The 12,215-nt window shown below is 67.4% G+C and carries 6 protein-coding genes and 1 pseudogene; 2 read left to right on the top strand and 5 right to left on the bottom strand.

The genetic code is table 11. The features are described 5' to 3' along the window. Positions 1 to 10: 10 nt before the first annotated feature. The 5 genes and pseudogenes from nagA to ACSDHM_RS17805 form a co-directional block, all read right to left on the bottom strand. Positions 11 to 1,138, bottom strand: a complete 1,128-nt coding sequence (gene nagA, locus ACSDHM_RS17825; protein WP_439426462.1) for an N-acetylglucosamine-6-phosphate deacetylase — start codon at positions 1,136 to 1,138, stop codon at positions 11 to 13. Further along, positions 1,135 to 1,911, bottom strand: coding sequence for a DeoR family transcriptional regulator (locus ACSDHM_RS17820; RefSeq protein ID WP_049417055.1), 777 nt, complete (start codon positions 1,909 to 1,911; stop codon positions 1,135 to 1,137). The genes nagA and ACSDHM_RS17820 overlap by 4 nt, the downstream gene beginning before the upstream one ends. Positions 1,912 to 1,944: 33 nt before the next feature. Next, complete coding sequence (locus ACSDHM_RS17815; RefSeq protein ID WP_439426461.1) at positions 1,945 to 3,279, bottom strand: D-tagatose-bisphosphate aldolase, class II, non-catalytic subunit; 1,335 nt, start codon at positions 3,277 to 3,279, stop codon at positions 1,945 to 1,947. Positions 3,280 to 3,298: 19 nt separating this feature from the next. Beyond that, positions 3,299 to 4,234: pseudogene (locus ACSDHM_RS17810) on the bottom strand (ROK family protein); the annotation flags it as partial. Beyond that, positions 4,227 to 5,381 (bottom strand): SIS domain-containing protein, encoded by a 1,155-nt coding sequence (locus tag ACSDHM_RS17805; protein ID WP_439426460.1) that lies wholly within the window; start codon positions 5,379 to 5,381, stop codon positions 4,227 to 4,229. The pseudogene ACSDHM_RS17810 and the gene ACSDHM_RS17805, both read right to left, overlap by 8 nt. A 322-nt stretch (positions 5,382 to 5,703) precedes the next feature. On the opposite strand from ACSDHM_RS17805, the gene ACSDHM_RS17800 reads away from it, so the two are divergent. Further along, the gene (locus ACSDHM_RS17800) at positions 5,704 to 9,063 is read left to right on the top strand and encodes a TIM-barrel domain-containing protein (protein ID WP_439426986.1); all 3,360 of its coding nucleotides are present in this window, start codon (positions 5,704 to 5,706) and stop codon (positions 9,061 to 9,063) included. A gap of 134 nt (positions 9,064 to 9,197) precedes the next feature. Next, a complete protein-coding gene (locus tag ACSDHM_RS17795; protein ID WP_439426459.1) occupies positions 9,198 to 12,173 on the top strand; it encodes a TonB-dependent receptor in 2,976 nt (991 codons plus the stop codon). Positions 12,174 to 12,215: the final 42 nt, after the last annotated feature.

Genomic DNA, 12,215 nt, shown 5'->3' with positions numbered 1-12,215 from the left:
AACGCAGATATCAGGCGTTTGCGGCGTTCAAATCGACCACGCGCCCACTCACCACCACCTGCTGCAGGCGCAGTTCGGCGTCCAGCACCACCAGGTCGGCACGGGCGTCGGGCGCGATGCGGCCGCGATCGCCCAGGCCCAGGTAGTCGGCCGGGAACGTGGAAACACGCTGCGAGGCATCGGCCAAGTCCAGGCCCACACGCACCAGGTTGCGCAGCGCCTGGTCCATGGTCAGCGCGCTGCCGGCCAGCGAACCGGTCGCCAGGCGCACGCAGCCGCCGCACTTGTGCACGCGCTGTTCGCCCAGGGCGTACTCGCCATCGGGCATGCCGGTGGCGGCCGTCGCGTCGGTCACTGCGTAAAGGCGTGGGATCGCGCGCGCGGCCAGGCGGATCACGCCGGGATGGATGTGCTGCAGGTCGGGAATGATCTCGGCGTACTGTGCATGCGCCAGCGCCGCCGCGGCGATGCCGGGTCGGTAATGGTCGACACCGGTCATGCCATTGAACAGATGGGTGAAGCCGGAGGCGCCGGCCTGCAGCGCGGCTACGCCTTCCTCGTAGGTGCCGGCGCTGTGGCCGAGCTGCACGCGGATGCCCATCGCCGAAAGCGCCGGAATCAGTGCGGTGTGCTCGCCGATTTCCGGTGCCAGCGTCATTACCCGGATCGGCGCCAGTGCGTGCAGTTGCTGCACCAGCGCCAGCGTCGCCTCGATCGTACGGTTGGGCTGTGCACCGAGCCGCTGCGGGCTGATGAACGGTCCTTCCAGATGCACGCCGACGATGCGGGCGGCGTCGGCATCGGGCGCCGCCATCGTCGCAGCCACCCCCTGCAGCGCGTGCTCGATCTCATCCAGGCCGGCGGTCATGGTGGTTGCCAGCAGCGTGGTGGTGCCGAAGCGCAGATGGGTGCGCGCGATGGTGCGCGCCACGTCGCCGCCCTGCATCAGGTCCACCCCGGCCGCACCGTGTACATGCAGGTCGATGAAGCCGGGCAGGATGACCGGCAGCTGCAGGTCGTCAGCACCACTGTGGTCATCCACCTGCAGCTGGCGCACGTGTGAATCGAAGTGGACCTGGCCACGCCGCCAGCCCAGCGGGGTGAGGATGCGGCCATGCAGGGAACGGATGTCGGTCATGCGGGAGGCTCGGCAATGATCACTTCGATACCCAGCCGCTGCAGCCCTTCGCGGGTTGCGTCGTCGATGCCGGCGTCGGTGATGATGGCGTGGATCTGGTCGAGGCGGGCGATGCGGTGCAGGCTGACGCGGCCGAACTTGGAGGCGTCGGTCAGCACCACGATGCGGCGCGCGCGCTCGACCATGCGGTGGTTGAGGCGGGCTTCGGCCTCGTCGTGGGTGGTCAGGCCGAACTGCAGGTCCAGGCCATCCACGCCCAGGAACAGGGTGTCGAAGCTGTACGAGTTGAGGCTGGCCTCGGCCTGGCTGCCCTGCAGCGACAGCGACTGCTGGCGCAGCAGGCCACCGGTCAGCAGCACGGTGATGCCCGCGGCATTGGCCAGTTCCCAGGCGATGTTCAGGCCATTGGTCATCACCGTCACATCGCGATGCGCGCGCAGGTGGCGGGCCAGCGTCATCGTGGTCGAACCGGAATCGATGATGATGTTGTCGCCTGGCTGCACTAGGCGCGCAGCGCGCGCACCGATCGATTCCTTCAACGGCAGGTTCAGCGCGTCCTTCTCATGGATGTCCTGTTCCTGCGGCGGCGTGCGCACCAGGGTGGCGCCGCCGTGGGTGCGGTTGGCCAGGCCCTGCGACTCGAAGTGGGTCAGGTCGGCACGGATGGTTACCGCCGACACGCCGAAACGCTCGACCAGATCGGCCACCTGCACCGAGCCGTGCTCGATCAGCAGCTGCAGGATCTGTTGCCGGCGGGAGCGGGTGTTGCGCATGGCCATTCTCGGTTTCGCGGGGAAAGGTAGAGATTAGCCGTTCGCAGCAACTGCGGCAGCCGAACGTGCGTTCTGTATGCGGGTTCCGGCCTGGTTGGCGCTGCAGGCGCGCGCGTACTCGCCCAGGCACAGGCCGATGCGGTGCTGCACCAGCGCGGTGGGGGTGTTGGCCAGCGTGCCCTCACGCACGGCGCGGTACTGCTCCGGCAGGTACTGGCTGAGCAGCACCAGTGGCGGCGCGTGCTGTTCCAGGTTGGCGAACAGGGTCTGCACCGCCTGCACCAGCGCGGGCTCGCCCCAGTAGTAGCGGCAACGGTCACTGAAGGAGTAGCTGCGCAGCAGGCGCAGCGCGGCGTCATCGCCCTGGTAGTAGGACTGCCAGTACTTCGGCTGCGCCACCATCACCTCGTCCAGCACCTGCGGCAGGCGCGAGCACTGTGCCGCCGGCAGCAGTTCGGCCTCGATCGCGGCCAGCGCGAACAGCGCTTCGCGGTAGGCGAAGGTGGCCGCGGGCCCGACCTTGAGGATGGCGAAGTGGTCGCGCACCAGCGCGTGCAGGCCGCTCTCGCGCTGGTAGTCGGTGGAGTGCGCTTCGAACACGATGCGTGGCTGCTGTTCGAGGAAATCGGCCAGCGTACTGGCAGCGGCAGAGTCGTACTCGTGCACGCTGCTGTGGTCGAAGTCCACGCCCGGCTGGACCACCATCGCGATCACACGCTGCCATGCATCGCGCAGCTGCGGGGTATCGAAGGCCTGCCGGTGGATGGCCAGGGTCTGCGCGGCGGCGGCCGGCGTGGTCACCTGCAGGCCCTCGGCCAGCGAGGCTTCGCCTCCGGGAATCGGCACTTCGGTACCGATCACGTAGACCGGCGGCGGCAGGCCATGTTCGGCGGCGGTGCGTTCGGCGATTTCGGCCAGCTCGGCCGAGCGCGCAGCGACGATGGCATCGGGCAGCGGCACCGGATCATCGGCGCAGGACATGCTGCAATCCAGATGGATCTTGTGGAAACCGGCGGCGACGTAGGCTTCGATCAGCACGCGCGCGTGGGTCATCGCTTCGGCCGCCGGGCGCTTCTGCCAGGCATTCGGGCCGAGGTGGTCGCCGCCCAGCATCAGCCGCTCGCGCGGGAAGCCTTCTTCATCGGCCAGCGTGCCCACGTAGTCGCGGTATTGCGGCGGGGTCATGCCGGTGTAGCCGCCGAACTGGTCGACCTGGTTGGAGGTGGCCTCGATCAGCAGCACGGTGCCATGCGCCAGGGCGACGTGCATGGCCGCGCGCAGCACCTGCTCGTTGCTGCAGCAGACGCTGTACAGGCCGACGTTAGCGCCGGCGCGGTGGGAAGCAAGCAGGGTCTGCAACGGGGACATGGTCAGGCTCCGGAGATCGGGAAAACGAGGGTTGGCAGGCGAGCAGGGCGGCACCACGTGCGCCACCGGCATCGCCGAACCGTGGCGGCACGATCGGGGGGACCTGCACGCCATTGAACAGATGGGTGGCGATGGCGGCCGGCAGCTGCTGGTACAGCGGCGCGTACTGCGACAGGCCACCGCCGAGCACGATCACGTGCGGGTCCAGCGCCAGCACCAGCGCGGCCAGGCTGTGGCCGAGCAGATCACGATGAATGTCCAGCGCCTTGCGCGCGCGGGCATCGCCGGCTTCGGCCAGCGTGATCACCGCACTGGCGTCGACGGCGCTGCCTCCGAGGTGGCGTTCGATCATGGCCAATCCGCTGCCGGACACATAGCGCTCCACGCAGCCCTGCAGGCCGCAGCCGCAGTCCAGCAGCGGCAGGCCATGGCGCTGCAGCAGATGGCCGGGCACGCTCCAGTGGCCCCACTCGCCGGCCAGGCCGTTGAAGCCGGACAGCAGCCGGCCCTGCAGGCAGAAGCCACCGCCGGCACCGGTGCCGAGGATGGCGCCGAACATGCTGGGGTAGCCATCGGCGGCGCCGCCGTGCGCTTCCGACAGGGCAAAGCACTGCAGGTCATTGCCGAAATGCAGCGAGCGTTGCAGCCGCGCCTGCAGATCCTTCGCCACGCATTGGCCGGTCAGTGCGGGCACGTTCGCGCTGAGCTGGCGGCCGCTGCGGCGGTCACGCACGCCGGGCAGGGCAATGCCGATGGCCGCATCATTCCGGCCCAGCGCGGCGTCGGCCTCGGCCACCAGCGTCACCACGGCCTGCAGGAAACCATCGTAGTCGCCCTGCGGCGTGGCCACGCGGCGGCGCCAAGTGACCTGCATCGCCGCATCGCACGCCACCAGCTCGATCTTGGTGCCGCCGATGTCGATGCCGTAGCAGGCGTGGGCGATCAGCTCAGCCATGGTGGATGGTGACGCCCTTGACGACGCGGTTGACGGTGCCATCCGGGAACGGGTTGTCCGGGGTCAGTCCCAGCGCGGCCGAGCGCTGCAGCGCGAACAGCTGCGCGAAGCCCAGCCACACCGGTGCCAGCCACGGATCGTCCAGCGCCGGTACGGTGAGGGTGTAATCGTCATCGGCGCCGATATCCGAATGCGGACCGATCGCCAGCACCTGCCCGGCCACGCCATCGCGGCGCAGTTCTTCCAGCAGGTCCTGCTCGTAGCGGCGCGCGAGCGGCTGCACGCTGCGCAGCACCACCACCAGGGTGTTGCCATCCAGCGTCGACTTGGGGCCGTGACGGAAGCCCAGCGGCGTGTTGGCCAGCGCCAGAACGCGGCCAGCGGTCAGCTCCAGCACCTTCAGTGCACACTCGCGGGCCAGCGCTTCCAGCGGGCCGCTGCCAAGGTAGATCACGCGGTTGAACGGGCGCTGCGCAAGCGTTGCCACTGGTGCGTCCCACTGCGCCTGCCCTTCGCGGGCCAGCGCGGCGATCTGCTTCAGGCGCGCCACGCGCGCATCCCACGGCGAGCGATCGAACACCGTCAGTGCGGCCAGCAGCATGCAGGTCAGGCTGCTGGTCATGGCGAAGGCACGATCGCAGCTGGCCGACGGCATCAGCAGGGTGCAGGTATCGGCACGACCGGCGCCACGGCGGGCCAGTTCGCCATCGGCGTTGCAGGTGATATCGAGGAAGCGCGCGTCGTCCACGTCGCTGCGCACGCGATCCACCGCTGCCACGCTTTCCGGGCTGGAGCCACTGCGGCCGAACGACACCAGCAGGGTCGGGCGGTCACGCTGCAGGTACAGCGCCGGGTGGGTCAGCAGGCTGGTGGTGTGCACCACGTGCACCTCGGCCGGCCACTGTGCGTTGATCGCGTCAGCCACCATCTCGGCGATGAAGCCGGAACTGCCGGCGCCGGTGAACAGCACGCGCTGGTTGGAATTGTTGAGGCTGTCGCCAAGGAAGGCCTGCAGGCGGTCGCGGGCACGCGACAGGTCCTGTGCGAGTGCTTCCCACAGCGCAGGCTGCTGGGCGATTTCGGTTGCGGTGTCGGCTCCGCCAAGGCGCTGCCAGGCGGACACATCGGAAAGCAGGGTGACGTCCATTCGGAGGTTCCAGTTGGGCCAGCGCACCATCTGCGTTTTCTTTCGAAATGTCAAACATCGAAAGTAAAAAGAAAGAAAATGGCCGAGTGGCTTTCCCAGTCGCGGCATAACCAGGAAAACGAAAGGACGGGTCAAATGCCGTATCGCACAATGCTTAACAGGCGACTGCAAGCGCTTACACAAAGTATTGCGACGCAACAACTTTCGTTTCAATGGAATATATCTTCCTTTTTCCTTTCAATTTGTTGACATCTTTCGAATCGCTGCCCTAGAGTCGGCCCAATCGCTTTCGAAACGCCCGGTGAACGGGTTGGGAGTCCGCGTGGAAAACTGCGTTCGTCGCTCGCCGCTGATGCTGGCCCTGGTGCCGGCCTTGATGCTGGCGTCCATGACGGCCCGGGCCGAGCCGGTCGGCAACCTGCGATCGGTCAGCGCCAGCGCCAGCCGCGACGGCGTGCAGGGCTGGGACCTGCAGACCGACATGGGCGCGCGCATCCGCATTGAACTGCCGGCGACCGACATCATCCGCGTGCAGGCCGGCCGCAACGGCACGTTGACCGGCGCCGGCGACAAGGCCGCACCGATCGTTCTGCCGCAGCCCAAGGCGAACGTGCAGGCGCAGCTGGAAGAAGACGCGCAGGAAATCCGCGTGCGTACCGACGCACTGGTCCTGCATGTGCAGCGGCAGCCGCTGCGCCTGCGCCTGGAACGTCTGGACAACGGCCAACCCACCGCGCTGTGGCAGGAACTGCAGCCGCTGGACCTGGAGGCCACGCAGAGCGTGCAGGTGCTGTCCTCGCAGGCCGATGAGGGCTATTTCGGGGGCGGCCAGCAGAATGGCCGTTACCAGTTCAAGGGCCGCGAGCTGGAAGTGTCCTATTCCGGCGGCTGGGAAGAGGGTGACCGCCCCAGTCCTGCACCGATGCTGCTGAGCAGCCGTGGCTGGGGCATGCTGCGCAATACGTGGAGCGATGGCAGCTACGACCTGCGCCAGCCCGACCAGGCCACGCTGCTGCATCGCGAAGACCGTTTCGACGCGTACTACTTCGTCGGCGCCGACCTGCCCAAGCTGATCGAGCGCTACACCCAGCTGACCGGCCGCCCGAACATGGTGGCGCGCTGGGCGCTGTCCTACGGCGATGCCGACTGCTACAACGACAGCGACAACAGCAAGAAGCCCGGCACCGTGCCCGAAGGCTGGAGCGACGGCCCGACCGGCACCACGCCGGATGTGATCGACAGCGTGGCCAAGCAGTACCGCGCCCACGACATGCCCGGTGGCTGGATCCTGCCCAATGATGGCTACGGCTGCGGCTACAAGCAGTTGCCGGAAACGGTGAAGGGGCTCGCCGGCTACGGCTTCCGCACCGGCCTGTGGACCGAGAACGGCGTCGACAAGATCGCCTGGGAAGTGGGCAAGGCCGGCAGCCGCGTGCAGAAGCTGGACGTGGCCTGGACCGGCAAGGGCTACCAGTTCGCGATGGACGCCAACCGCCAGGCGTTCAACGGCATCCTCGACAATTCCGATTCGCGCCCGTTCCTGTGGACGGTGATGGGCTGGGCCGGCATCCAGCGCTATGCCGTGGCCTGGACCGGCGACCAGAGCAGCAGCTGGGACTACATCCGCTGGCACGTGCCGACCCTGGTCGGTTCCGGCCTGTCCGGCATGGCCTATGCCAGCGGCGACGTCGATGCGATCTTCGGCGGCAGCGCCGAGACCTTCACCCGCGACCTGCAGTGGAAGGCGTTCACGCCGGTACTGATGGGCATGAGCGGCTGGTCGTCGAACGCACGCAAGCATCCGTGGTGGTACGACGAGCCCTACCGCAGCATCAACCGCGATTACCTGAAGTTGAAGATGCGCCTGACCCCGTACATGTACGGCCTGGTGCACGAGGCCGCGCAGACCGGCGCACCACCGGTGCGTGGCCTGATGTGGGACAACCCGCGCGACCCGCACGCGCAGGATGAAACCTACAAGTACCAGTTCCTGCTTGGCCGCGATCTGCTGGTGGCGCCGGTGTACCGCAGCCAGGCCGCCAGCCGTGGCTGGCGCCGCGACATCCACCTGCCGGCCGGGGGGTGGATCGACTACTGGGACGGCCGCCGCGTGCAGGCCGGTGCCGACGGCCGCCAGCTGGACCGCCAGGTGGACCTGGCCACGCTGCCGGTGTTCGTGCGTGCCGGTGCGATCCTGCCGATGTACCCGTCGATGCTGTTCGATGGTGAAAAGCCGCTCGATGAAGTGACCTTCGACCTGTACCCGCAGGGCGATTCGCAGTACACGTTGTACGAAGACGATGGCAACACGCGCCGTTACCAGCAGGGCGAGTCGAGCACGCAGCAGATCCGCGTGCAGGCGCCTGCACTGGGCAGTGGCCCGGTGCAGGTGCAGATCGACGCGGTGCAGGGCCAGTACAACGGCCAGCTGGCGCAGCGTCGTTATGGCCTGCGCGTGCTCAGCCGGCAGGCGCCGCGTGCAGTGCAGGCCGATGGCCGCGCCTTGCCGGCGCTGGCCGATGCGGCGGCGTTCAACGGTGCGGCTGAAGGCTGGTACTTCGATGCCAAGGAGCGCCGTGGCACGCTGCACGTGCGTACCGCTACTCAGGACATCCGCCAGCCGCTGCAGCTGCAGCTGGACTTCGCGGTGGCCGCTGCGGCCGCCGACGATGCCTATCCGGCCGCGCCGGTACTCGGCCGCGAACTGCCTGCAGACAGCCTGCTGGTGGTCAACCGCCCGGCCGAGGAGCCCGGCCATGCGCTGGAGAACGCCTTCGATGACGATCCCAACACCTGGTTCCGCAGCGTGCGCAACCAGGCCGTGCGCACCGGCGCGCACGAGTGGGTGATCGGCTTCGGCGAGCGCAGGATGATCGACGGCATCGACATCGCGCCGCGCAACGACAAGAACTGGAAGCACGGCCAGGTGCGCGATTACGAGGTGTACCTGGGCGACAGCAATGGTGAGTGGGGCGAGCCGATCGCCCGTGGCCGCCTGCAGCTGAAGGAAGGCGTGCAACGCATCGACTTCCCGGCCCATGCCGGCCGCCTGCTGCGCTTCCGCGTCCTGAGCGTGCAGAACCCGGAAGGCGATGGCGCCAGCAGCACCGATCCGATGGTTACGGCCGCACAGGGCAGTGGCCGCGCCTTCGATGCGCTGCAGCCGCGCGACGTCGGCCCGATCGCACTGTCCACCTTCCACATTCTCGAACACCAGGAACCGGAGCGACCGGCCCGGCAGCGCTATCTCTCCGAGCTGCCGGTGCCGGCCGCGCTGGCCAGCCAGCTGCGTACCGACCAGTCCTTCCGTGGCGACGCCGGCATGCGCATGAACGGCCTGCAGTTCCGCCGTGGCCTGGGGGTCGGCGCCAACAGCCGCATCGATCTGCGCCTGCAGGGCGGCTGGCACCTGCTGCGTGCCGACCTCGGCATCGACGACGCCTGCCGCAACGCCGGCGGCCTGCAGTTCCAGGTATGGGGCGACAACCGCCTGCTGTACGACAGCGGCCTGGTGAAGGCGCCCGGCGTGGTCAAGCCGGAGCTGGACATCCGTGGCCTTTCCACCCTGAGCCTGCGCACGCTGGGTGCGCAGGGCAGCCAACCCGCCCAGGTCTGTGCCAACTGGGCCAACGCCGTACTGATCGGCCAGGAGGGCGACTCCGCCAGCATCGTCGCCCCATGACCCCCACGTAACACCGCTCCTCCCCCGCCCCATCCCGACTACGGCCCTCATGGCCGTGGCCCGGGAGCGTTTTGCCCGCCGAACGCCCACGCGCTCACTCAGTTGCGCCGCACCCTTGCCAGGAGAGAACCCCGATGTTGCCCGCCCGCCACCACCGCCCCCCCTGCCGCCCGATCGCTCCGCTGACGCTGGCCATTGCCGGCGCGCTGTTCTCGCTTGCCGCTCCTGCCTTCGCCCAGGAGAGCAAGGACAACGCCACCGACCTGGCCCGCATCGAGGTCACCGGCTCCAACATCCGCCGCACCGACGTTGAAACCGCCTCGCCGGTGCAGGTGATCAGCAAGCAGGACATCCAGAACATGGGTGCGCGCACGCTGCTGCAGGTGCTCGACAACCTGCCGGCCGCACGCCCTGCGCAGCAGGATGCGCGCTCGCTGTTCACCGGTTCCGATGGTGCCTCGCAGGCCAACCTGCGCGGGCTCGGCGCACAGGGCACGCTGGTGCTGCTGAACGGTCGCCGCCTGTCGTACTACGGTGCGCCGGCCGGCTTCCAGACCCAGTTCGTCAACATCGATGCGATCCCGGCGGCGGCCATCGAGCGCATGGAAGTGCTGACCGACGGCGCGTCGGCCGTGTACGGTACCGACGCGGTGGCCGGCGTGATCAACGTGATCACCAAGCGCAACTTCCAGGGTGCCGAGATCAGCTTCACCAACGACACCTCCTCGCGCATCGATTCCTACGGTGAGCGCCAGGCCAGCATCACCGCCGGCTTCGGTGACCTGGCCGAGAACCGCTTCAATATCTATGGCGCGGTCAACATGTACCGTCGCGACGCGATTCCGCTGAGCGATTTCTACGACAAGCGTCCGGACCAGTACTACGTCAACAACCCGAACTACCTCAACAACCTGCGCCTGGGCGTGGGCAGCAAGCCGGGCGAGTTCAACCCGGGCACCTACTTCGCCTTCGATCCGGTCACCGGCCGCCGCGTGCAGGAAGCCGCGCCGGGTTGCAAGAACGTGCTGACCAGTGAAGCGGCCGGCCCGCGTTGCGTCTGGGAAACCTGGATGAACAACGAGATCGATGCCGGCGCCAAGTCCGAGCGCAACACCGCCTACCTCAACGGCACCTTCCTGGTCGGTGACAACACCGAGATCTTCGCCGAGGCGACCTATACCGACATCGACCTGCGCGCCAACGGCGGCACGCCGCGCACCTATGGCACCACGACCGGCAACCCGACCAGCTGGTTCTCGCGCAACACCGGCAACACCGTCAACCAGTTCCTGTACCCGTTCCTGGGCCCGAACAACGAGTACAACCACGCCAGCCCGCAGTTAAAGGCCATGATGGGCGGCGTGGTCGGCCTGAACTACCTGCTGCAGGATGCCGGCCCGAACTACTTCGGCCAGCGCAATACCGACAAGAGCTACCGCGTGCTGGCCGGTGCGCGTGGCAACCGGGGCGACTGGAACTGGGAAACCGCATTCGCCAGCGCCGGTACCCACTCCACCACCTACCAGACGATCAACGTCAACACCAAGGGCTTCGAGAAGGCGTTCGGGCCGTACACGATCGATCCTGGTACCGGTCGGGTGATCATCTCCGACCACCCGACGTACAAGTTCGGCGAGATCAGCGAAGCCAACGCCGCGTTGATCCGTGAAGCGTTCCCGACCTTCGACATCCAGTCGTGGACCCGCCTGCATACCCTGGACGGCAAGATCGAAGGACCGCTGTTCCAGCTGCCGGCGGGCGAGATGCGCGCCGCGTTCGGCTTCAACGCCAGCCGTGAGACCTTCTACACCCCGGGCAACGCCGATGCGGCCAATGGCCTGATCACCCAGCAGGGCGGCTCGTGGTTCGACGGCAAGCGCAACACCTACGCGCTGTTCGCCGAGACCGTGGCGCCGATCACCGACAAGCTGGAACTGGATGCGGCGGTGCGCGTGGACAAGTACCCGAACTTCAGCGCCAACATCGCGCCGAAGATCGGCTTCAAGTACCAGGCGTTCGATCAGCTGATGCTGCGCGGCACCTATTCCACTGGCTTCCGCGCACCGAGCCTGGCCGAGTCCGGCAACGGCGGCGTGTTCGCCCAGCTCGGTGGCTTCCGTGACGAACTGCGCTGCGGCGAGACCAACGCCATCGCCAACCTGCTGCTGAAGTCGCAGCGGCCGGGTGACGTCGACCTCGGCAAGACCCTGCTGAACGTCGACTGCAGCCGCACCGTGGCGCGCATGACCCAGCCGAACAAGGACCTGAAGCCGGAAAAGGCCAAGATCGCTACCCTCGGCTTCGTCTACGAGCCGGCAACCTGGCTGTCGGTGTCGGCCGACTACTGGTTCATCTACCGTGACAACGAAATCGTCGCGCCGGACTATCGCCGCATGGAAGACATCATCTCGATGTCGCGCTCGCCGATCACCGACAGCGACCGCGCCAACCTGGCGCAGCTGGCGGCAATGTGCGCCGATCCGGCCAGCGGCGTGAGCTGCCCGGCCACCCTGCCGGGCTACTCCGCCGGTAACGTGGCCAGCGTGGTCGGCCAGTACAAGAACCGCGGCAAGACGCTGATCGACGGCTTCGACATCGACGCGCGCAGCCGCTTCTCGCTGGGCGACTGGGGCAACCTGAACATCGGCCTGGCCGCCACCATCGCCAACCGCAACCGCTTCTACATGGACGCCGAGAACGGCTGGTACTACGGCGACGTGGTGGGCTACTACAACAATCCGCGCCTGCGTGCCACGCTCAATGCAGACTGGACCTACAAGCAGGTGACCACCAGCATGTTCGTCAACTACGTGGGTGGCACCAAGTGGGCTACCGACCAGATCGACGAAGAGAGCAACAACAAGGAAACCTGCACCGGCGGCTACCTGGCCCTGCAGAAGAGCAAGTGCGATGGTGCACCGTCGTGGTGGACCGCCAACATGAGCGTCACCTGGCGCCCGGACGATGCGTGGAACCTGAGCTTCACCGTCAAGAACCTGTTCAACCGCCTGCCGTTCTACGATCCGAACAGCTTCCTGGGTGACTCCAGTGACTACGCCACCATCTTCGGCCGTGGTTACAGTGTGACCATCGGCTACCGGTTCAAGTAATTCCGTTTGCGTGACCTGGCGTGCCGGCTGCGGCCGGCACGC

The sequence above is a fragment of the Stenotrophomonas sp. T8 genome (assembly GCF_051853085.1).
Lineage (GTDB): Bacteria > Pseudomonadota > Gammaproteobacteria > Xanthomonadales > Xanthomonadaceae > Stenotrophomonas > Stenotrophomonas sepilia.
The sequence above is the reverse complement of the archived record's forward strand: the minus strand, read 5'-3'. Positions and strand labels throughout refer to the sequence as shown.